Annotated in this window: 16 protein-coding genes; 8 read left to right on the forward strand and 8 right to left on the reverse strand. The window is 65.7% G+C overall.

Annotated elements, in window-relative coordinates:
* Window positions 1-28: 28 nt before the first annotated feature.
* From P3T42_RS11450 to P3T42_RS11460, 3 genes are all read right to left on the reverse strand, one after another.
* A complete protein-coding gene (locus P3T42_RS11450; RefSeq protein WP_429306099.1) occupies window positions 29-739 on the reverse strand; it encodes a lytic transglycosylase domain-containing protein in 711 nt (236 codons plus the stop codon).
* 149 nt (window positions 740-888) lie between these two features.
* Window positions 889-2088, reverse strand: coding sequence for a pyridoxal phosphate-dependent aminotransferase (locus P3T42_RS11455; protein WP_429306100.1), 1200 nt, complete (start codon window positions 2086-2088; stop codon window positions 889-891).
* A gap of 327 nt (window positions 2089-2415) precedes the next feature.
* Window positions 2416-3939, reverse strand: a complete 1524-nt coding sequence (locus tag P3T42_RS11460; protein ID WP_074295226.1) for an RNA polymerase factor sigma-54 — start codon at window positions 3937-3939, stop codon at window positions 2416-2418.
* Window positions 3940-4313: 374 nt separating this feature from the next.
* Here P3T42_RS11460 and P3T42_RS11465 point away from each other — a divergent pair, with 374 nt between their 5' ends.
* On the forward strand, window positions 4314-4652 hold the full coding sequence (locus P3T42_RS11465) for a BON domain-containing protein (protein ID WP_074295225.1): 339 nt from the start codon (window positions 4314-4316) through the stop codon (window positions 4650-4652).
* Between the two features lie 145 nt (window positions 4653-4797).
* Here the strand turns inward: P3T42_RS11465 and P3T42_RS11470 are convergent, their stop codons facing one another.
* Window positions 4798-5250, reverse strand: a complete 453-nt coding sequence (locus tag P3T42_RS11470) for a PA2169 family four-helix-bundle protein (protein ID WP_074295224.1) — start codon at window positions 5248-5250, stop codon at window positions 4798-4800.
* A gap of 403 nt (window positions 5251-5653) precedes the next feature.
* Between P3T42_RS11470 and P3T42_RS11475 the strand changes: the two genes are divergently transcribed.
* Window positions 5654-5887: a hypothetical protein gene (locus P3T42_RS11475; RefSeq protein ID WP_429306101.1), complete on the forward strand. Its 234-nt coding sequence runs from the start codon at window positions 5654-5656 to the stop codon at window positions 5885-5887.
* A gap of 29 nt (window positions 5888-5916) precedes the next feature.
* Here P3T42_RS11475 and P3T42_RS11480 read toward each other — a convergent pair whose 3' ends face one another.
* Entirely contained in the window at window positions 5917-6498 is a 582-nt protein-coding gene (locus P3T42_RS11480) for a hypothetical protein (RefSeq protein ID WP_429306102.1), read from the reverse strand.
* A gap of 45 nt (window positions 6499-6543) precedes the next feature.
* The gene (locus P3T42_RS11485) at window positions 6544-6879 is read right to left on the reverse strand and encodes a DUF1488 domain-containing protein (protein ID WP_074295222.1); all 336 of its coding nucleotides are present in this window, start codon (window positions 6877-6879) and stop codon (window positions 6544-6546) included.
* Between the two features lie 42 nt (window positions 6880-6921).
* Here P3T42_RS11485 and P3T42_RS11490 point away from each other — a divergent pair, with 42 nt between their 5' ends.
* Both P3T42_RS11490 and P3T42_RS11495 read left to right on the forward strand, forming a co-directional pair.
* Window positions 6922-7236 (forward strand): hypothetical protein, encoded by a 315-nt coding sequence (locus P3T42_RS11490; protein ID WP_429306103.1) that lies wholly within the window; start codon window positions 6922-6924, stop codon window positions 7234-7236.
* Window positions 7237-7445: 209 nt separating this feature from the next.
* Entirely contained in the window at window positions 7446-8120 is a 675-nt protein-coding gene (locus tag P3T42_RS11495) for an HAD family hydrolase (RefSeq protein ID WP_429306104.1), read from the forward strand.
* Window positions 8121-8164: 44 nt separating this feature from the next.
* Here P3T42_RS11495 and P3T42_RS11500 read toward each other — a convergent pair whose 3' ends face one another.
* The gene (locus P3T42_RS11500) at window positions 8165-8707 is read right to left on the reverse strand and encodes a hypothetical protein (RefSeq protein ID WP_429306105.1); all 543 of its coding nucleotides are present in this window, start codon (window positions 8705-8707) and stop codon (window positions 8165-8167) included.
* Between the two features lie 495 nt (window positions 8708-9202).
* Between P3T42_RS11500 and P3T42_RS11505 the strand changes: the two genes are divergently transcribed.
* Window positions 9203-10528, forward strand: a complete 1326-nt coding sequence (locus tag P3T42_RS11505; protein WP_429306106.1) for a cation:proton antiporter — start codon at window positions 9203-9205, stop codon at window positions 10526-10528.
* A 134-nt stretch (window positions 10529-10662) separates the two neighbouring features.
* The gene (locus P3T42_RS11510) at window positions 10663-11223 is read left to right on the forward strand and encodes an FUSC family protein (protein ID WP_074295219.1); all 561 of its coding nucleotides are present in this window, start codon (window positions 10663-10665) and stop codon (window positions 11221-11223) included.
* 71 nt (window positions 11224-11294) lie between these two features.
* Here the strand turns inward: P3T42_RS11510 and P3T42_RS11515 are convergent, their stop codons facing one another.
* Window positions 11295-12350 carry an aldo/keto reductase gene (locus P3T42_RS11515; protein ID WP_074295218.1) on the reverse strand — a complete coding sequence of 352 codons (1056 nt, stop codon included), beginning with the start codon at window positions 12348-12350 and terminating at the stop codon, window positions 11295-11297.
* A gap of 178 nt (window positions 12351-12528) precedes the next feature.
* On the opposite strand from P3T42_RS11515, the gene P3T42_RS11520 reads away from it, so the two are divergent.
* Window positions 12529-15828 (forward strand): autotransporter outer membrane beta-barrel domain-containing protein, encoded by a 3300-nt coding sequence (locus P3T42_RS11520; protein WP_429306107.1) that lies wholly within the window; start codon window positions 12529-12531, stop codon window positions 15826-15828.
* A gap of 141 nt (window positions 15829-15969) precedes the next feature.
* A complete protein-coding gene (locus P3T42_RS11525) occupies window positions 15970-20427 on the forward strand; it encodes a DEAD/DEAH box helicase (RefSeq protein ID WP_429306108.1) in 4458 nt (1485 codons plus the stop codon).
* Window positions 20428-20592 lie beyond the last annotated feature (165 nt).

Below are 20592 nucleotides of genomic sequence, written 5' to 3' on the forward strand. Positions count from 1 at the left end.
CAACGTCGTGGTACCGCCGGCTTGACCGCTACAGCCGTTTTCTACGAATTGCCGGGCGGACTCCCGGAATTGCGATCGAGGATTTGACGCATTTATCACCCTGGGAAAAGCAGGAGAACTGCTGCATCTGCAGCGCTACGCGCCGCGCGTAGCCTTTGCCGCCGCCGCTGTAGCGCGACAGTGCCGAGTCGACATTGCCGCCCGCGGCGTCGAGATAGCCGCGCAAGATCGACGAGCCGATGGTCACGTTGACGACCGGATCGGAGAGGTCCTTGCCGCCCGAGACCAGTTGCGGGTGCGCCGAAGGCAACACCTGCATCAGCCCTTGCGCTCCCGCTGAGCTGACAGCACGCCGGTTGAAGCCCGATTCCGTGGCGATCACGCCAAGCAGCAACACCGGCGACATCGCAAAGCGATCCGCCGCGTCGAGCACCGCATGCGCAATGGCAGTCGACTCTCCGCGCGCCACACGGAATTGCCCTGACAAGATGGTTGCGATTTCAACGAGTGCCGATGCGTTGCCGTCGCTCGCCGGCTGGCTGGCCATGACGGGTACGGCTACTGCCGGTGCAGCCAGGCCCGGCGTGTCGACGCCCGGCGCATCCGTGATCAGCGGCGCTTCGGCCGCCTGCATCGCACTCGCAAATGACAGCGCCAGCATGCCCAGCGCCCGTCGCATCCAGCGTGTGGCTCGCGTGGCGCGGCCTTCCCTTCCCCTGTTCGTTTGCTTGTTCTGCATATCGCCCGCTGGTTATTAGCGTGCGATGAACAGTAACGGGAATGGCATATCGGGCGAACAAAAACCCGTCCGCCCGACGTAAACGCCGTATCAAGATCGCAGCGCCTGAAGCGCCGCGTGGAACCCGCTTTAGTGCGCTTTGGTCTGCTTTAGTCCGCGTTCAAGGCCGGCGCGCTCACCTGCAGGCTCGCGACAAACGCAGCGATACGCTCGCAGGCCTCGGCGAGCCGGGCCTCGTCGACCACGAAGCCGAGCCGCACGAAACCGTTGGCGGTCTCGCCGAAGGCGCTCGCATCGAGCAGCGAGACGCCCTGGGCCCGAAACAGTTGCCAGGTGAAATCGACGGTATCGAGGCCGCAGCCGCTGACGTCCACCATCATGAACATGCCCGCTTCGGGCAACAGGCAGCGCAGTCCCTTCACCTGGCTCAAGCGCTCATAGACGACGTCGCGGCGGCGCCGATACACCTCGCGCATCTCGGCGACGATCTGCGCCTTTTGCTCGAACGCGGTGAGCGCGGCCTCCTGGATAAACCCAGGCAACCCATATAGCATGCACAGCGCCAGTCGGCCCAGATGACCGATCAGTTCCTTGGGTCCGACAGCCCAGCCCACTCGCCAGCCCGCCATGGCATGCGATTTCGACAGGCTGGCAATGGTCACGGTCCGCTCGGCCATGCCCTCGAGCGACACAATGCTGACGTGCTCGCGTTCAAACGTCAGGTCGGCATAGACCTCGTCGGACAGCACCCACAAGTCATGCTGGCGAGCCAGTTGCGCGATGCGTTCCAGATCGGCACGCGGCATCACGACGCCAGTGGGGTTGCACGGCGTGGCGAAGAAAATCGCTTTGGTGCGCGGCGTGATGGCCGCTTCGAGCGCATCGCAATCCAGATGGAAACCGCGCGCCGGATCGACCGGCACGGGCACCAGCGTGGCGCCCGAGGCCCGCACGCAGGCTTCGTAGGTCAGATACAGCGGCTCCGGCACGATGACTTCGTCGCCGGCCTCGCACAGGCAAAGCGACGTGGCGAAGATGCCGTTCTGCGCACCGGCGCACAGCATCACGTTTTCCGTACTCACGGCACGGCCGGTGGTGCGCGTGTGCTCGCGCGCAATCGCGGCACGCAAGGGCTCGCGCCCCACCACCGTGGTGTAGTGCGTATCGCCACCGCGCAATGCGTCGACTGCCCGCTCGACGATCGCCTCAGGCGTCGCGAAGTCGGGATCGCCCACGCTCAGTACGATCACATCCTCGCCTCTTGCCCGCGCCTGTTGCGCGGCATGGTGAATCTCCCACGCGGACGTGCGCTTGCCTTGCAGGCGCTCCACCAGACTTGAATACTTCATCCACGCACTCCTCGCGATGCAGGCAGAGTGGGCCAGCGCCCCCTGTCCCGCCTCGTCGTAGCAGCATGCCGGATGCACCGGCACGCGATGTTCCAGACAGTTCCCATAGACACGTTGCAGCGCCGCGACGAGGACGGCCCTCTGCGGGCCACACGCGCGCGCACTGCAACCGCGCGTATGCGACGCGCGGTCCGGCCATCAATGTAATGGGGCGCGGGCAAAACGTCCATCCTTACGAACGACGTTTTGCGGATAAACCTGGAGGAGGCGTGAAAAACTCAATGCGCGCGGCGGCGTTCAAGGGGCGAACGCCGCGCATCTGAAGGTCTAGATCTGGCGACGCAGTTCAGCCGGCGGCACCTTCATCAAGTGCCGGTACTTCGCCACGGTGCGCCGCGCAACCAGCACGCCCTGCTCGGCCAGCATGCGCGCGAGCGAGACGTCCGAGAGCGGATCGCTGGTGTTCTCCGCGGCGATCATTTCCTTGAGCAACGCGCGCACGGCCGCGGCGGAACAGGTGCCGCCGCTTTCGGTGCCCAGTTCGCGCGGGAAGAAATGCTTGAATTCGAAAATGCCGCGCGGCGTCGCCATGTACTTGTTGCCCGTAGCGCGCGAGATCGTGGACTCATGCAGGCCGAGTTCTTCGGCGACGTCGCGCAGCACCATCGGCTTGAGCGCGATCTCGCCGTACTGGAAGAAGGCCTTCTGATGCGCGACGATGCATTCGGCCACGCGCTGAATCGTATCGAAACGCTGCTGTGCATTGCGGATCAGCCAGCGCGCTTCCTGCAGTTGCTGCGCGAGCGGCGAACGGCTCGCGCCGGCGGATTGCGCAAACAGCTCGGCGTACATGCGATGGATCCGCGCACGCGGCTGCACCGCCGGGTTGATATTGACGATCCACTTGTTGCGCACCTGGCGCACGATCACGTCCGGCACAACATAGTTGTCTTCGGTGCGGCCATAGAAATTACCGGGCTTCGGGTCGAGCTTGCGCACCAGCGCACAGGCCACGCGCAATTCTTCCGCCGAGCAGCCGATCTGCTTTTGCAATTCCGCCTGCTCGCGGCGTGCGAGCCGTTCAAGGTGATGCTCGACGATCTGCAGCGCGACATCGCGCCCGGGCACGTCGTCGGGCATGGCGTGGAGTTGCAGCGCGAGGCACTCGGAGAGCGTGCGTGCGCCGACGCCCGGGCGGTCCAGCGCCTGCACGAGGCGCAATGCCACCAGCAATTCGTCTTCGGTCAATACGGGCTCGAGGTCGACGATCGCGGCCAGATCGGCCAGGTCCTGACGCAGATAGCCGTCGTCGTCGAGCGCTTCGATCACGAAACGCGCGACTTCCCGATCGCGCTGGTCGAGCCGGTACAGCCGCAACGCGTCGTGCAACTGTTCACGCAGCGTGGGTTGGGAACGGGCCCAGTCGGCCGGATCGCTGCCTTCGGAATCGCCGTTCTGGCGCGACGAACTGCGGCTGAACGAATCGCCGGAGTATTCGCTGGCGTAGTCGTTCGAGTCGCTGGAATCGCTCGAGTAGTCGCTGGACGCTTCATCCTGAGACACGCTCTCGCGCGTGTCGGCCACCGCGGTGTCGAGCGTCGTCTCGCGTTCGCTCACCGTAGCGGTTTCGCCGGCGACGGCCTCGACGCCGTCACCGCCCGTCGAAGAAGTTGCGAGCGCAACGTCTTCGGTGTCGGTGGCGTCGTATTCGAGAAACGGATTCGTGTCGAGGGCAGTCCGCAACTCCTGCTGGAATTCGAGGGACGACAACTGCAATAGCCGCACTGACTGTTGCAACCGCGGTGTCAGTGCGAGCGACTGCCTCGTGCGTAGTTCGATTGAAGGCGGCATTGTAGTCAGGTCCTGTGAACAGTTCGAAAACATCGTGTGGCCTATGCAGAGCAACTGCCGTACCAGCTCTCGCAAACTGCTGTTTTTTCTCAGCTTTAGTTTTTTCGCCGAGGCCGCGCAGGCCATTCGAGCCCCAACTTTTACAATCCGCCGGAAAAATGTTTACAAAGAACCGCAACCGGCCGACCGGGCCGCCAAGGCCGCGCAGCAACGGCTTGTGTTGCACCGCACAGCGCGTGAGTCCCTTGCCGCAACGGCATTTGCCGCGTCCGGACCACGCGATCGCCTTGCCGGGAACGCTCCTTGCGCCTCGAAGCCATGTGGACGATTAACAGGACCGCATCTTTTATCAACAACACAAAGGAGCTCGACCTATGAAGACCCTCAATTTCATCAAGGCAGCCGGCAGCATCGCCTGTGTCGCTTTCGCCCTGAACGCTACCGCTCAGACGAGCAGCTCGGCGCCGCCTGCTGCTTCGGAAACGATGGGCCAGCACATCGACGACGGCACGATCACCACCAAGGTGAAGGCCGATCTGCTCGGCGCCAGCAACGTGAAATCGACCCATATTCACGTCAAGACCCGCCATGGCGTGGTGTGGCTGACGGGCACGGTGCCGAGCTCGGACGACAAGGCAGCGGCGGCAGAAGTGACGCAAAACGTGAACGGCGTGCAAAGCGTCAAGAACCACCTGAAGGTGGTGGCCGACTAAACCGGAAGCACGCTTGACGGCATCGGCTATGCTGTCGATGCCGGATTCAAACAAAGGGCCGTCCGCATTGCGGACGGCCCTTTGTGCTGGATGGTTCCGGTGATCCGGCAAGACGCCGGCTCACCGAGTCCAGGTTAGTGCCCGCCTAGTGCCTGGCGGCCTTGAACTGATCCCGCAGATCGCGAATCCGGTCATGGTTTTGCAGCACACCCTGAAACTGCTGCTCGACGACAATACGGACATCGGCGGGCAGTTCCTTCTCGAGCGCATCGTGATAGCGCTTCTTCGCCACGTCCTCACCCTTTTCGCAGTCTTCGAGAATCGCATAGTCGGTGCGCCCGGCGACAGCCGCTTTGACATCGGTCCAGCCGCGATGCAGTGCGCCACTCACCGTACCGCCGGTTTCCGGCTTGCCGCCCAGCCGTTGGACCACGTCCTGCAGTTCACGCGCGCCGCGCGAGCAGTCTTCGGCTCGTGATACGAAGAGCGTCTTGAGCTGCGCATCGTGCGTATCTTCGGCAGCCTTGCGAAAGCCACGCTCGCCGTCCTTCGATGTTTCGACCAGATCGTTCAATACACTCGTCACATTGGTAGACATTGCATTCCTCCGGGGTTTCGTGGTTCATCGGATCCGCTGCCGGTGGCAACGGCTCTCCACTTACCCCGCATGCCGCATGCCTGGAGCGCACGCTGCAACGGCGTGCCGGCGCGGCTGCGCAAACGCGTTGGCAAACACATCGGCATACGCGTTTGCAAACGCATTTGCAAAGTTACCCAGCGAAGGTAAATGTTGGCGCAGACCGCAGCCGCGTCCCGCTCCCTCGCGCCTTGCCAAGCCCGCATGGCATGAGCCTCCGCAGCTTTCGCGCCGGGTTTCCAACCAATGGCATGGATGTTGCTGTGCTAGTGCTGCCCACCCTCGCGCGACCCGCTCGCTGATCAGCCGGACGCGCCCCAATCGAAAAGCAATGGGCACGCAACACCGACATAGGGAGAACCTCATGAAAATCAGGAGAGCAGAATTTCTATTGGCCGTGGCGATTGTCACGTCCGCTGCGGTCATGCAGATCCGCGAATACGTCTTGAAGACCGCGCCGCAGGACGCCGTCCAGACACTGTCCTGCGAAACCCCGCATCAGGGCCTCGCGCCGGCGGCCTGCGCTGCCATGCGCAGCGAGCATCCCGTCGACGGCGCGACGCATCCGCAACAGTCGGCCCCGCGCATCTGGGTATAACGAAGGCGGGGCAACTATCTAACACGCGCTCAGGCGTGCTTTTCGTTTAACTCGGGCATGGTATCCGGCGGCCGGGTTGGGTCGAAATCGGCCCAACGGCCTTTCTGCCAGCGGCCGGTGGCGCGCTCGATAGCCGTACCGCCCGCATCGCGCAAAAGGCGCGCGGCGTCGTACTGACTGTCCGGCGAAACGTGCACCGCCAGCAACACGCCCGAGTCGCGCGTTTCGTCATGCCGCGGAGTGTGTCGTCCCAGCCTGCCGCCTTCGCGCGTGTGCGACATGGCGCCGACCAGCGAGCCGATATACGCGCCCACCCCTGCGGCAATGACCGACACCAGCACCGGCGCCGCAAACAGCGTAAAGATGCCGACGCCGACCGCCGCGCCCACCACGGCGCCAATCGTTACACCTTTGCCCGCGCCTTTGGGCGCCTCGGCAGCGCCCGCATCGGTGCCGATATCGCCGCCGATCGGAAAACGCGCATGTTGTCCAACCGGATTGACGAAGAACAGCGTCACGTCCTCCTCGACGAAACCGCTATTGAACAGTCGTTGTGCGGCGCTTTCGGCCGCGGGAAATGTAGTAAAACGCGCAGCGACGATCAGTGACATATGACCTCCTTTCATCGCGGAAGAGAATGGTGGACACATCCATCACTAGCGGCGACCCGGCTCCATGCCTTCGACCCGGAACAGTCCACTATGCAACACTACTCCACCGCCGTCGTTGCGGTCGAGTTCCTCGGCACACACCGAACGGATCCGGCCACGACCCTGTTCGAATGCCTTGAGCAGGACGTCTTCACGCGCCGAGGACGCGCCGAAGTGGTCCTCGAGCGCCTCGGCCGTGATCGCGCACATCACCGGTTCGCCGTCGACCTGCGCCATGAACTGCACGGTCAGGCTCGAACCGTTGAAGCCCGGTTCGTCGTCAGGAAAAGTAATGCGCATGGTGGCGTCCTCATAGGCCGGGCGCGGCAGAATCGCGTTCATGATGCGGCCGGCCCGAATGTCTTCAGGTGCAGTTCGGCGTGTATGGAATACCGGAATTTCATGCACTTTCTCCCTGTTTATAGAGCCGCAGCGACCCTGCGCCTCTGGCTGTTCCGCTTCCGTGGCGAGCGTGCAAGCGACTTCACTTGCGCGGCGCCGGGCATCGCCTCGAACTCGCTTTCGGCTCCGTTCAAGGAGCTAACGAGCAAGACCTATGCCCGTGCAAAATCAGCCGGGCTCCACATCTGGATCGTCGGGTTAAAACGGTTCGTCGACGCGGTCCGGTTCGATGTGCGCGCCGGCTGCGAGATTGGCGTCGCCGTCGGCGGACGCAGCGCATCCTGCGAGCGACGATAAAATCACAGCATTCCTTATCAAATCGCGAAAAATGCGAAAGGCAGCCAGAACGCGAGGCGCTGCACGCGGAAACCCTCCAACGCAAAACGCCCTCACCCCTGACCGAAACGCGACGCGCACGCTCGCCCACAAAGGCGCACCATAGCCATTCGCCGCTTTCCAGCTTTCCAAGCTTTCGCAGCACCACCACCCATTCCCGGAGGAACACCATGCGCATTGAAACCGCCTTCCTTTTCGACCTCGACGGCACGCTGGTCGACAGCGTGTATCAGCACGTCCTCGCGTGGAAGCAGGCGCTGGATCAGGAAGGAATCGAGCTATCGGTGTGGCGCATCCATCGCAAGATCGGCATGAGCGGCGGTCTGTTCACCAATCAGTTGCTCCGCGAGACCCGCAGCGAGATGAGCGCCGAGCGCATCGAGCGGTTGCGGCAGGCGCATGCCGAGGCCTATCGGCGCCTGGGCAGCCAGGTGCGGGCGTTGCCCGGCGCACGCGAACTGCTCGCCGCGCTCAGCGAAAGCGGCACCCGCTGGGCCATCGCCACGAGCGGCCGGATGGAAACCGCCGCGGTCAATCTCGCCGCACTCGGGGTCGATCCGGAGAAAGCGGTCGTGGTGACGCGCGACGATGTGAAGTATGCGAAGCCCGATCCCGATCTGTTCATTGCCGCGGCCCATCGCCTCGGTGCGCCGATCGAACAGAGCGTGGTGGTCGGCGACAGCATCTGGGACATGCTCGCCGCGCAGCGCTGCCGTGCCCTGGGCGTCGGTCTGCTATCCGGCGGTTACGGCCAGGATGAACTCGAACGCGCCGGCGCCCTGCGCGTCTATGAGGATCCGGCTGACCTGTTGCTGCATCTCGACGAGGTCGCCGCACGTCCGTAGCGGGTCCCGTGCGCGGTCGCCGATTCCTGACCGGCGCTGCGTGCCTACCAGGGACTGCACGGCGCGATAACCAGCATCGCGATATCGGTCGCCACCAGGCCGAGGATGAACATGGTGCTGGACATCGCGCAGATCCGCGACAGGAGCCAGTCACGCTCGGCGCGTGTGCCTCTGAGCGCCGACGGGAAGCGCCAGGGAATGCGCGCCGTGCGCCACAGATTGCGCCATGCCACATAGGCGCCGACGCCGCCGAAGATCAGGCAGACGACGCTCGCGACAACAACGGTGGCCGGCGTCCACGGCATCATATGCACGACGAACAGCGGGCCGGCCGCCGCGCACGATCCGCCGAGGACCATTTCCGCGATACTCACCTGGGCGAGCCACGCGAGCGGCGCCAGCAGCAGCGCGATCAGGATCTGCGTGGCGCTGATCTGCTGCGCGTGCGACTGCGACGTATTCACTTCCTGCGAAGCTGCCGGCCCGGGCGCTACGGTGCGAACGGTCGGCGGTTGCGCGCCGACGCCGCGGCCCGGCGCGGGGCCGTGACGCGAGGGGGCGCGCGAGTTGAGTCGTTCCGCGGTCATGCTGATTCCGATAGAAATGCGGGGAGTTCTCGTGGGCTACCGCCACCGCTCGCCGGTTGCGCTCCGAACCCGAATCCAGCGGAGCGCCACGGAGGCCTCCTCAAGATGGGTTCGCAGCAGCGCGTGCGAGCAGCGGACGGACGTCCACCGGCGCAACGCAGCAAGAATTGGGCCGAATTCGCAGGCGCTTGAATAAGTCCGCCGTCAGGCCGTGGGCACAGGGCCGTTAAGGGCCGTTAAGCCCCGCACGCCCGGTCGCGGAGTCAGCAGCGCGCAAGAATTGCAATCGTTCGGACGCTTTTTACGCGCTTTGCCGTGCGAGGCGGCACGGGTCACACGGACGCGACAGCGGATTGGACGCGGCGCAGCATGCCCAGCACCCGGAAGCCGTCGCTCGGACGCCGCGTGGTAGAAGGAATGCCCATTGCTGTCACCAGTGGACATCCATCGTTCGGCCGCGCGCCGTAGCCGCGGCCCGCGCGCGCTTGCCCACTCATGCACGACACCGAAACCCTCTGGTTCCTCATCGTCGGCAGCGTGCTCGTCTTCATGGGCATCGCGGCGACCACCTTCAGGCGGCTGCCCGTCAGCGCCGCCATGTTCTATCTGGCAATCGGCTACGGACTCGGTCCCGCCGGGGTAAATCTGTTGCATCTGGATCTCGCCGCCGACGCGCATCTGCTGCGCATCGTGACGGAGATCGCCTTGCTGGTCTCGCTGTTCGCCATCGGCCTGCGGCTGCGCGTGCCGGTGTTCGACGCGCTGTGGTGGCTGCCGCTAAGGCTCGGCGTACCGGCCATGCTGCTGACGATCGTCTTGCTGACGCTGTTCGGCGTCTACGGGCTGCGGCTCGGCTGGGGACCGGCTCTGCTGCTCGCGGCGATTCTCGCGCCCACCGATCCCGTCCTCGCCCACGATGTCCAGGTCCACGATCCCGGCGACCGCGACGTATTGCGTTTCGCGCTGTCCGGCGAAGGCGGCCTGAACGACGGCATCGCGCTGCCGTTTGCGGTGCTCGGCCTCGCGCTTTGCGCCGTGCCGCTCGCCTCGCCGGCTGCAGGACTGACGGGGCGTTTCGCCGGCGGCGCGCTGTGGGGCATAGCCGGCGCCGTCGCAATCGGCGCCCTGCTGGGTTGGGCCACGACGCACGCGGTCACCTGGTTGCGCACGCATCATGCGCAGGCGCTCGGTCTCGAAGGCTTCTTCGCGTTGGGACTCATTGTGCTGTCGTTCGGCTGCGCGCAACTCGCCCATACCTACGGCTTCCTCGCCGTGTTCGCGGCCGGCGTCGCCATGCGGCGCGTCGAACATCAGGCGAGCGGCGAACGCTCGCCGCGCAGTACGATCGGCAGCGTCGATTCGGAAGACGTGAGCGCGACCGCCGCGGATCCGGACAAGGCCCACGCGTATATGACCGAGTCGGTGCTGGGCTTCACGATCGAACTGGAGCGGATCGCCGAAGTCGCCATCATGGCGATGATCGGCAACGTGCTCGCCAATCTGCGCGTGCCGCTTTTTACGTGGTCGAGCGCCGCGCTGATCGTGGCGCTGTTCCTGCTGATAAGGCCCGCTGCAGTCGAGCTTTCGTTGCTCGGCTCGCAGGCGTCGAGCGCGCAACGGCGTCTGATGAGCTGGTTCGGCATTCGCGGCATCGGCTCGTTTTACTACCTCGCCTACGCACTCGAACACGGGCCCGCCACCACGATTCTGCCGCTGCTGCCGCTCGCGCTGGCGGTCGTCACGGCCTCGGTGGTGGTGCACGGCGTCTCGGCGACGCCGTTGATGAACTGGTATCACCGCGGGCGGCATCGGCGCCGTTGAAGGCGCGCCGCGCATGCCCGGGCATCCCCGCTCATTCGCCTCGCTCGCGCCGTTCATGCCGCGCTCGCGCACGAGCCGATAGAATACGTCACCCTCTTCCGAGCTTCATCACGCCAGAACGCCCTCGACCCACCATGACGGACTCCTCCCACGCCCGCCGCGCCGCGCAGACGAGCGCCGCGAATTCGCTATTCGCGTTCCTGAAATCGCTGCCGCTCTCCGACCGCCTGATCGAGGGCTGCGTCATGGCACTGCAGGCGGTTGGGGGCGCCAGCATTGCGTTTACGCTCGCCAGCCACCTCCGCGCCGAGCAGCCGTTCTGGGCTGCGATCACGGCCATCGCGGTGAGTCAGCACAGCTATGTCGACACGCGCAAACTGTCGCGCGACCAGTTCATCGGCGCGATGGTCGGCGGCGTGTGCGGACTCGCCGGCGCCGTGCTGGGCGGCGGTCATTTCCTCGCCTATATGGTGACGGTCGCGATCGCCATCATCATCTGCTGGGTGACCAATATCGGCAGCGCGGCGCGCCTCGGCGGCATCACCGCCACCATCATGCTGCTGGTGCCGCGCATCGGCCCGGCATGGGAAGTCGCGCTGGTGCGCCTCGGCGAGGTCACGCTCGGGACGGTCAGCGCGCTGCTGGTGTGCGCGCTGATTCGCGTCGTCGAGCAGCGCTGGTTCGGCAAGACGTAAGCCGGCACGAAGTCCGGCTTCGCCCGCTGGCGCGTGAACGGGGTTAAAGCGCCAGCCCTGCTGCAGCCGCCTTATTTCACCAGGCCACGGCGGCTCTGTTCCAGCTGGTTTCGGCGCGGCTCGCACTGACGCTCCAGCATCCACCCCGGATACTCGGATGGCAATGCGCTGACCGCGTCGAGCTTCGCCAGTTCGTCCGCGCTCAGCTCCACCTTCGTGGCCGCGATGTTGTCGTCGAGCTGTTCGACTTTCTTCGCGCCGACAATCACCGTCGTCACCGCGCGCTGATGCAGCAGCCACGCCAGCGCGATTTGCGCCACCGACACGCCTTTCGCCTCGGCAATGCCGCGCATCGTATCGATACAGTCGTAGGCGCGCTCGCGGTTCACAGGCGGGAAATCGAACGTATTGCGCCGGCTGCCGCTCTCGCCCTGCTGCTCGCGGCCGTACTTGCCGCTCAACAGGCCGCCGGCCAGCGGGCTCCAGACCATCAGCCCGAGGCCTTCGCTGTGCAGCATCGGCACCAGCTCGCGTTCGAGATCGCGGCCCGCCAGCGTGTAGTAAGCCTGCAGCGTTTCGAAGCGCGCAAGGCCCTGCCGCTCGGCAATACCGAGCGCCTTGACGATCTGCCATGCAGCCCAGTTCGAAACCCCGACGTAGCGGACATGGCCGTGCTGGACGAGCGTATCGAGCGCGCGCACCGTTTCTTCGATCGGCGTGGCGGGATCGAAACCGTGAATCTGGTACAGGTCGATGTGGTCCAGCTGCAGGCGTTTGAGGCTCGCCTTGATGCCGTCCATGATGTGATAGCGCGAGGCGCCGCGCGTATTGGCGGACTCCGTCGTCGCGCCGAACACCTTGGTGGCGACCACCACCTGATCGCGCGGCACCTTGAGGTTTCTCAGCGCGAGGCCGGTGATCTGCTCGGACAGGCCCTGCGCGTAGACATCGGCGGTGTCGATGAAATTGATGCCGGCGTCGAGCGCGCGGCCGACGAGTCGCTCGGCATCCGCTTGCTGCAGATCGCCGATCTGCCGCCAGATGCCTTCGCCGCCGCCGAAGGTCATCGTGCCGAGACAGAGTTCAGAAACAAACAGGCCGGTGCGGCCTAGCTGGTTATAACGCATCGCGAAGCTCCCACTGGGTGAGGAATCCAATCAGCATACTGCATTGCGCAAATACGTATGAGTTGTGCAACGAATTTACAGAACACATCGTGAAAGGTTTGTTAATCCATTGCAAGGAGTGCTATAAATCAGCCGACTCTGGTGTGTACATCCTATTCGCAACAATAGGGCGATACCCATGAAGAAAAAGATCGGCATTGGCATTGGAGGCGTCGTACTGCTGTCGCGAGCGCTGACCCCATCGGCGCTGGCGGCCTGTAGCAACACCGCGCCGCCGAGCGGCACTGCCGTCACCTGCTCCGGCGCGGGCGTGCCTGGCGTCATCGCCCAGACCGGCAGCACGGGCGTCTCGATCACGCTGGATTCGACGGCCACCGGCAATTTCCTTCGCACGACGAATCCCGTGGCCTTCAGCGTCGATACGTCCAGCACGATCAGCAACAGCGGCAATCTTTCGCTCACGGGCGGAGGCGGCAGCGGCACCGCGCGCGGTGCCGTGTTGCTCGGCACCGGCAATAACAACAGCGTGACCAACGCGGCCGGCGGCGTCATCAATACCACCGGTGCGTATAACGACGGCATGGCCGCGAATGGCAGCGGCAATACCCTGACCAACAACGGATCGATTACGACCGCGGGACCCAACGCGTATGGCATGACCGCGGCATGGGGACAAACAAATTCCGGTCAACTGAATAACACCCTGGTCAACACCGGTACGGTGACGACCTCGGGCAGCAACGCGCGCGCGGCCTCGATTCTTGGCGGCAGCGGCACGATCAACAACAGCGGCACGCTGTCGACCACGGGTACGTCCAGTACCACCGCCTATCTGCAAGGCAACAACGACGTCCTGATCAATACCGGTTCGATCACCGCAAGCGGCAGCGGCTCCGACGCGGTGTTTTCGAATACGGCCGGGTCGAGCTTCACGGCCACCATTCAGAATCTTGCCGGCGGCCAGATCATCAGCCAGAGCGCGGCGGGCATTCGCACGCTCAACGGCAACACGACGGTCATCAACGCCGGACTCGTGCAGAGCGGAGCCGGCACGGCGATTTCAATGGGCAACGGCAACGATTCGCTGATCCTGCAAACCGGTTCCGTCATCAACGGCACCGCGGACGGCGGCGCCGGAACGAACACCGTGACGTTGCAGGGCACCGGCACGGCATCGAATGCGTTTACGAACTTCCAGACCTTGCTGATGCAGGGCACGCTGTGGAACTGGAGCGGCAGCGGCACCTTTACACTCGCCCATGTGCAAAGCGGCACGCTCAACCTCACCGGCACGCTGGGCGCGAGCGCCGCGGGCGTCGTCGACAGCGGCGCAACCTTGCAGGCCACTGCGCAGAATCTGCCGCAAACGGTCACGGACAACGGCCTCGTGCGCTTCGCGCAAGCCAGCGACGGCACCTACGCGGGACTGATCTCGGGCAGCGGCGCGGTCGAAAAAACCGGCGCCGGCAGCTTGACGCTGGCGCCCAGCGCCGCCGGCGGCAACACCTACTCGGGCGGCACCACCTTCACGGCGGGCACCGTCGCGATCGGCGCGGACAGTGCGCTGGGCGCGAATACCGGCAGTCTCACGTTCAACGGCGGCACCCTGCAATTGACCCAGAGCGTGGATCTCGCCAGCACGCGCGCGGTCACATTGAATGCGGGCGGCGGCACAATCGATACGCAGTCCTTTTCTTCGACCCTGGCGCAACCGGTTACCGGTGCAGGCGCGCTGACGAAGGACGGCACCGGCAGCCTGTTGATGACAGGCGCCAGCACCTATAGCGGCGCAACCACCGTCGCCGCCGGCACGCTCGCGGTGGGCGACGCCGCGCATGCCAGCGCCTCGCTGGCGGGTGGAGGCGGTGCGACGGTGGCTGCCGGTGCGACGCTCGGCGGCTATGGCAGCGTCAGCGGTACGGTCACCAACAACGGCACGATTGCGGCCGCCAATGCGCTGCCGTCTTTCAGTGCCGAGGCGAACGGCGGCTTCACGATCAACGGAGCGCTGTTCAACGCGGGCCTTGTGCAGATCGGCGGCACGGGGGTGGGTAATCAGTTGACGGTAGCCGGCAATTACGTCGGCCAGAACGGCCTGCTCGGCCTGAACACGCAAGTGGCCGGCGACGGCGCGGCGTCAGACCGGCTCGTGATCAGCGGAGGAACCGGGAGAGGCTCGACCGCGCTGAAGATCACGAATGTCGGCGGTCAAGGGGCCGAAACGGTCGCGAACGGCATCGAAGTGATCCAGGCGGCCAACGGCGCGACGACCGAGGCCAGTGCCTTCACGCTCGCCGCGCCGGTCAAGGCCGGCGCCTATTCCTACTATCTGGCGAAAGGCGGCGTGAGCGCGGGGACGTCCGACAACTGGTATTTGCGCAACACCGTCGCGCCCTTGCCTTCGACGCCCACCAGCACCTCGCCGGAAGGCACGCCGTCCTCGAACCTGTCGGGCGAGCCGATTGCCGCGGCGGGCACGCCCGCGCTGCCGGCGCCGGGCGCGGCAGGCTCCGGGCCGATTCCGCTCTATCGCGTCGAAGTGCCGGTCTACGCGGAGATTCCGAGCGTCGCGCGGCAGATCGGCATCATGCAGATCGACACCTTCCACGAGCGCCTCGGCGACCAGTCCCTGCTGACCGACAACGGCACCTTGCCGGCGGCGTGGGGGCGCGTATGGGGCAGCCACAGCGTGCTGAGTCAGGACGGCACCGTCAGCCCGGAGTTCGACGGTTCCATCTACGGCATGCAGGCCGGCCAGGATCTTTATGCCGACACGAGCGCCAGCGGCCAGCGCAACCACTACGGCCTGCTGGTGGGCTTCGCGCGCGCCACCGGCGATGTCGACGGCTTTGCGCTCGGCACGCCCAACCTCGACGCCGGGCATCTCGCGATCAATGCCTACAGTCTCGGCGGCTACTGGACCCATATCGGGCCAGGCGGCTGGTACACCGATGCCGTCCTGATGGGCAGCGCCCTCACCGTCGATCCGCTGTCGCGCGACAATGTCGGCGCAACGACACATGGCGACGCGGTGAGCGGATCGCTCGAAGGCGGCCTGCCGATTCCGCTTGGCAGCGTCCTCACCATCGAGCCGCAAGCGCAGTTGATCTGGCAACATCTGTCGATCGACGATCTGAACGACGGCGTCTCCAGTGTGAGCTTCAATAGCGGCAACACCTTTCTCGGCCGCTTCGGCGTCCGGCTGCAAGGGCGTTTCGACACGCTCGGCACCAGCTGGCAACCGTGGCTGCGGCTGAACGTGCTGCGCTCGTTCGGTTCGAACGACAACACGACGTTTGGCGGCGCGACCGACATCGGCACGAACGTCGGGCAGACCGCGGGACAGATCGGCGCAGGCGTCACGGCGAAGGTGAGCAAGTCGGGCAGTGTGTATGCCGCCGCGAGCTGGCTGACCAACCTCGGCGGATCCCACCAACGTACGGTGACGGGCAACGCAGGCGTGCGCTGGACCTGGTAGGTCGTACCGGCCGGCACCCCTTGAAACACGGCAAAAAATGCTGCTGTGGCGCTCGTACACGTTCCTGGCACACCTGTCCAAAACCTGCGAGACTGGGCCTCTGTCTCGACCAACCTAACGGCGTCCATCGCCCCTCTGGATATGGCCCGTCGCGCCCCCATCTACGGCAGCATGACTCCCGCCTCTTCCGCGAGCGGCGTGCTGGACGGCTTTCATCCGGCGGTCGCCGGCTGGTTCCAGAAAACGTTTCCGGCGCCTACCGACGCCCAGCTCGCCGCTTGGCCGTGCATCCGTAGCGGACGCTCGACGCTGGTCGCCGCGCCCACCGGTTCCGGCAAGACCCTGACCGCGTTTCTGTCCGCGCTCGACGACCTCGTCCAGCAGGGCCTCGCCAACGGCGGCGAGCTGCCGGACGAAACGCTGGTGGTCTACGTATCGCCGCTCAAGGCGCTTTCCAACGACATCCGTCTGAACCTGCAGGTGCCGCTCGAAGGCATCGCCGCCGAACTCGCGCAGCGCGGCCTGCCGCCGCTCGATATCCGCACGGCCGTGCGCACCGGCGACACCACGCAGCAGGAGCGCAACGCGCTGAAAAAGCGTGCGCCGCACATTCTCGTGACGACGCCGGAGTCGCTCTATGTCCTGCTCGGCTCGGATTCGGGCCGGCGCATGCTGGGCACCACGCGCACCGTGATCGTCGATGAAATTCATGCGCTCGCGGGCAGCAAGCGCGGCAGCCATCTGGCGCTCAGTCTCGAACGGCTCGACGCGCTCTGCGGCCGGCGCCTGCCGCGCATCGGCCTGTCCGCGACGCAAAAGCCGATCGAAGCCGTGGCGCGTTTTCTGGTGGGCGGTGCGAGCGTCACGAGCGCAGCGCCCGCCGACTGCGCCATCGTCGACGTCGGCCATATACGCGCCCGCGACCTCGCGCTGGAGATTCCGCCGGTCCCGCTCGAAGCGGTGATGGCCAACGAGGTCTGGGAGCTGGTCTACAACCGGCTCGCCGAATTGATCGCCCAGCATCGCACCACGCTGATCTTCGTCAACACGCGGCGCATGGCCGAGCGCGCCGCGCGCCATCTCACCGAGCGCCTGGGCAAGGAAGCGGTCGCCGCGCACCATGGCAGCCTCGCCAGGGAACATCGCTTCGACGCGGAGCAACGGCTCAAGCGCGGCGAACTGCGCGTGCTGATCGCCACGGCTTCGCTGGAACTGGGCATCGATATCGGCGACGTCGATCTGGTCTGCCAGATGGGTTCGCCGCGCGCGATCGCGCCGTTCCTGCAACGCGTCGGGCGCTCCGGGCATCACGTGGGCGGCATGCCGAAGGGGCGCCTGTTCCCCGCCTCGCGCGACGACCTGATCGAATGTGCGGCCCTGCTCGATTGCGTGCGGCGCGGCGAACTCGACGCGCTGCAGATCCCGCGCGCGCCGCTCGACGTGCTGGCCCAGCAGATCGTCGCGGAGGTCTCGAGCGCCGAGTGGAGCGAAGACGCCCTGTTCGAGCTGATGCGCGGCGCCGCTCCGTACGCCGAGCTGGCGCGCGATCAATACGACGCCGTGCTGCGCATGCTCGCGGAAGGCTATACGAGCCGCCACGGTCCGCGCGGCGCTTATCTGCATCGCGACGCCGTCAGCGGCACGCTGCGCGGCCGGCGCGGCGGCAAGCTGGTCGCGGTGACCTCAGGCGGCACGATTCCCGAGAACGCGGACTACGCGGTGATCCTCGAACCGCAGGCGGTCAACATTGGTACGGTCAACGAAGATTTTGCCGTCGAGAGTCTGGCCGGCGACGTCTTCCAACTCGGCAATGCGTCGTACCGCATCCTGCGCGTGGAAGCGGGCCGTGTGCGCGTGGAGGATGCGCAAGGCCAGCCGCCGAATATTCCGTTCTGGCTCGGCGAGGCGCCGGGGCGCAGCGATGAGCTGTCCTTCGGCGTCGCGCGGTTGCGGGCGCAGATCGATCAGTTGCTCGGCGACGCTGACATCGTGCTGAAAATCGCCAACGGCGATGCGTCCACGCCCGTGACCCCGGCCAGCAACGCCCCACGTATCGAACGCGCTATCCGCTGGATGACCGCCACGCTCGGCCTCGACGAAGCCGCCGCGCGCCAGATCGTCGATTACCTCGCGCGCGCCCGTGCCGCCCTGACCACGCTGCCGACACAAACCACCCTCGTGATGGAGCGTTTCTTCGACGAATCGGGCGGTACGCAACTCGTGATTCACGCGCCGTTCGGCAGCCGCGTCAATCGCGCGTGGGGCCTCGCGCTGCGCAAGCGCTTTTGCCGCACCTTCAATTTCGAATTGCAGGCCGCCGCGACGGAAGACGCCATCATCCTCTCGCTGACCGGCAGCCACAGCTTCGCGCTGGATGAAGTGTGGCGCTACCTGCACTCGAACAGCGCCGAACATCTGCTGATCCAGGCCCTGCTCGACGCGCCGCTGTTCGGCGTGCGCTGGCGCTGGAACGCGACCACCTCGCTGGCGCTGCCGCGCTACAGCGGCGGCCGCAAAACCGCGCCGCAACTGCAGCGCATGCGCAGCGAGGATTTGCTGGCGGCGGTGTTTCCCGATCAGGTGGCGTGCCTGGAGAACATCGTCGGCGAGCGTGAACTGCCGCATCATCCACTGGTCGATCAGACCATCGACGACTGCCTGCACGAAGCAATGGACACCGAGGGATGGCTGAGCCTGCTGCGTCGAATCGAACAGGGCGAGGTCAAACTGGTGACGCGCGAGTTGCCGGCGCCCTCGCCGCTCGCAGCCGAGATTCTCACTGCCAAACCCTACGCGTATCTCGACGACGCGCCGATCGAAGAACGCCGCACCCAGGCCGTGCTCAACCGCCGTTGGTCCGATCCCGCCTCCGCCGACGATCTCGGCGCGCTCGACGCGGACGCGATTGCCGGCGTGCGCGAGGAAGCCTGGCCGCAACCGCGCAGCCTCGATGAAATGCACGAGGCGCTGACCGGTCTCGCCTGCATCAGCGAGACCGAGGCCCAGCACAATGCGGACTGGCCGGCATGGCTTGCGGCGCTTGCCGAGGCGGGCCGCGCTACCCGGCTGCATGGTGCGAGCGGCGCCGCGCTCTGGCTTCCGGCCGAACGCCTGACCTGCCTGCGCGCGATTTACCCGGACGCGTCGTTCGAGCCGGCCATCGCCGCCCCCAAAGGCTTCACGGAAGCATGGAGCGACGACGACGCGCTCGTCGACGTGATTCGTGCCCGGCTCACAGGATTCGGTCCGCTACCGGTGGCGACCATCGCCGCTGAGTTGGCGCTTCCGGCTGCGGCCGTGGAGCGCGCGTTGACGACGCTCGAAGCGCAAGGCTATGTGATGCGCGGCCGCTTCACACCGCGCGCAACCGTCGAGGAATGGTGCGAGCGTCACCTGCTGGCGCGGATTCACCGCTATACCGTGCGACGCTTGCGGCGCGAGATCGAACCGGTCGAGCGGCACGATTTCATGCGCTTCCTGTTCGAATGGCAACACCTGACGCCCGGCACACGCGGCGAAGGACGCGATGCCCTCGCGGGTGTGCTCGATCAGATGGCAGGTTTCGAAGCGGCCGCCGGCGCCTGGGAAGAAGACATCCTGCCGGCGCGGCTCAAGGACTATTCGATTACTTCGCTCGACGAACTGTGCCGCTCCGGCAAGCTGGTCTGGACGCGTCTGACCGAACGCGCACGCGCAACCGCTGCGCCGGTGCGCAGCACGCCAGTCGTTTTGCTGCCGCGCCGCGATATCGGCGTATGGAGCGCGCTGATCGATGAATCCGAAACGCCCGAATTGTCGCCACGCGCGCAAAGCGTTTATGACGCGCTGCTGCAACACGGCGCCATGTTCTTCGACGAACTGCTGGGCGATACCCGCCTGCTGGGTATCGAACTGGAAAATGCGCTGGGCGAACTGGTCGCAGCGGGGCTTGCGAACTCCGACAGCTTCGCCGGCTTGCGCGCGTTACTGAAACCCGTCGCGAAACGTCAGGCACATCACAGCAGCCGACGGCCACGCGGCGGCGCATTGATCGGCGGCATGGACGACGCCGGCCGCTGGGCGCTGGTCCGGCGCCGCAGCGCGCCTGCGGCAAGCGAAAGCGCACCCTCGGCGCCGCCCGCGGGCCGTGCCCCGCGGCTCGAACCTGAAGTGCTCGAACATCTGGCGATGACCTTGCTGCGCCGCTACGGCGTGGTGTGCTGGCGTCTGCTCGCGCGCGAAGCCGAATGGCTGCCGCCGTGGCGCGATCTGTTGCGCGTGCTGCAGCGTCTCGAAGCGCGCGGCGTCGTGCGCGGCGGACGCTTTATCAACGGTCTGGCGGGCGAGCAGTTCGCGCTGCCGGAGGCCATTCCGCTCCTGCGCGAAGTGCGCCGCCATACCGGCGACGGCGCCTTTGTCTGCGTCGCGGGCACCGATCCCCTGAACCTCGTCGGCACCCTGCTGCCGGGCGACAAGGTGCCGGCGGTCGTCGGCAATCGCGTGCTGTATCGGGACGGCGTGGCCGTCGCGAAGCTGGTGGCGGGCGAGTTTATTTATCTGACGAATGAAGACGGCGCAATGCGCGAACAGATGCGCACGCTGCTGGTCCGTCGCCACTGAGCGTCACTGAGATGTTAGGGTGTCTAAAGATTCAAGGTGGGTTCACCGTTCAACCTTTATGTCCGCGAGTGCAGATTGCCCGGATACAATGAAGTTGCGGTTTCATCTGATGTAGACTGACTGTCACCCGCCAGCCACCTGTTCACGCTGTCGGCCCGCAAGCTC

It is taken from the genome of Paraburkholderia sp. GAS38 (assembly GCF_050434965.1).
Classification (GTDB): domain Bacteria; phylum Pseudomonadota; class Gammaproteobacteria; order Burkholderiales; family Burkholderiaceae; genus Paraburkholderia; species Paraburkholderia phenazinium_A.

What these genes read in the sequence shown, in the direction of transcription:
- P3T42_RS11450 (WP_429306099.1), bottom strand. Translation starts at nt 739, where the DNA reads ATGCAGAACAAGCAAACGAACAGGGGAAGGGAAGGCCGCGCCACGCGA.
- P3T42_RS11455 (WP_429306100.1), bottom strand. Translation starts at nt 2,088, where the DNA reads ATGAAGTATTCAAGTCTGGTGGAGCGCCTGCAAGGCAAGCGCACGTCC.
- P3T42_RS11460 (WP_074295226.1), bottom strand. Translation starts at nt 3,939, where the DNA reads ATGCCGCCTTCAATCGAACTACGCACGAGGCAGTCGCTCGCACTGACA.
- P3T42_RS11465 (WP_074295225.1), top strand. Translation starts at nt 4,314, where the DNA reads ATGAAGACCCTCAATTTCATCAAGGCAGCCGGCAGCATCGCCTGTGTC.
- P3T42_RS11470 (WP_074295224.1), bottom strand. Translation starts at nt 5,250, where the DNA reads ATGTCTACCAATGTGACGAGTGTATTGAACGATCTGGTCGAAACATCG.
- P3T42_RS11475 (WP_429306101.1), top strand. Translation starts at nt 5,654, where the DNA reads ATGAAAATCAGGAGAGCAGAATTTCTATTGGCCGTGGCGATTGTCACG.
- P3T42_RS11480 (WP_429306102.1), bottom strand. Translation starts at nt 6,498, where the DNA reads ATGTCACTGATCGTCGCTGCGCGTTTTACTACATTTCCCGCGGCCGAA.
- P3T42_RS11485 (WP_074295222.1), bottom strand. Translation starts at nt 6,879, where the DNA reads ATGAACGCGATTCTGCCGCGCCCGGCCTATGAGGACGCCACCATGCGC.
- P3T42_RS11490 (WP_429306103.1), top strand. Translation starts at nt 6,922, where the DNA reads ATGGAATACCGGAATTTCATGCACTTTCTCCCTGTTTATAGAGCCGCA.
- P3T42_RS11495 (WP_429306104.1), top strand. Translation starts at nt 7,446, where the DNA reads ATGCGCATTGAAACCGCCTTCCTTTTCGACCTCGACGGCACGCTGGTC.
- P3T42_RS11500 (WP_429306105.1), bottom strand. Translation starts at nt 8,707, where the DNA reads ATGACCGCGGAACGACTCAACTCGCGCGCCCCCTCGCGTCACGGCCCC.
- P3T42_RS11505 (WP_429306106.1), top strand. Translation starts at nt 9,203, where the DNA reads ATGCACGACACCGAAACCCTCTGGTTCCTCATCGTCGGCAGCGTGCTC.
- P3T42_RS11510 (WP_074295219.1), top strand. Translation starts at nt 10,663, where the DNA reads ATGACGGACTCCTCCCACGCCCGCCGCGCCGCGCAGACGAGCGCCGCG.
- P3T42_RS11515 (WP_074295218.1), bottom strand. Translation starts at nt 12,350, where the DNA reads ATGCGTTATAACCAGCTAGGCCGCACCGGCCTGTTTGTTTCTGAACTC.
- P3T42_RS11520 (WP_429306107.1), top strand. Translation starts at nt 12,529, where the DNA reads ATGAAGAAAAAGATCGGCATTGGCATTGGAGGCGTCGTACTGCTGTCG.
- P3T42_RS11525 (WP_429306108.1), top strand. Translation starts at nt 15,970, where the DNA reads ATGGCCCGTCGCGCCCCCATCTACGGCAGCATGACTCCCGCCTCTTCC.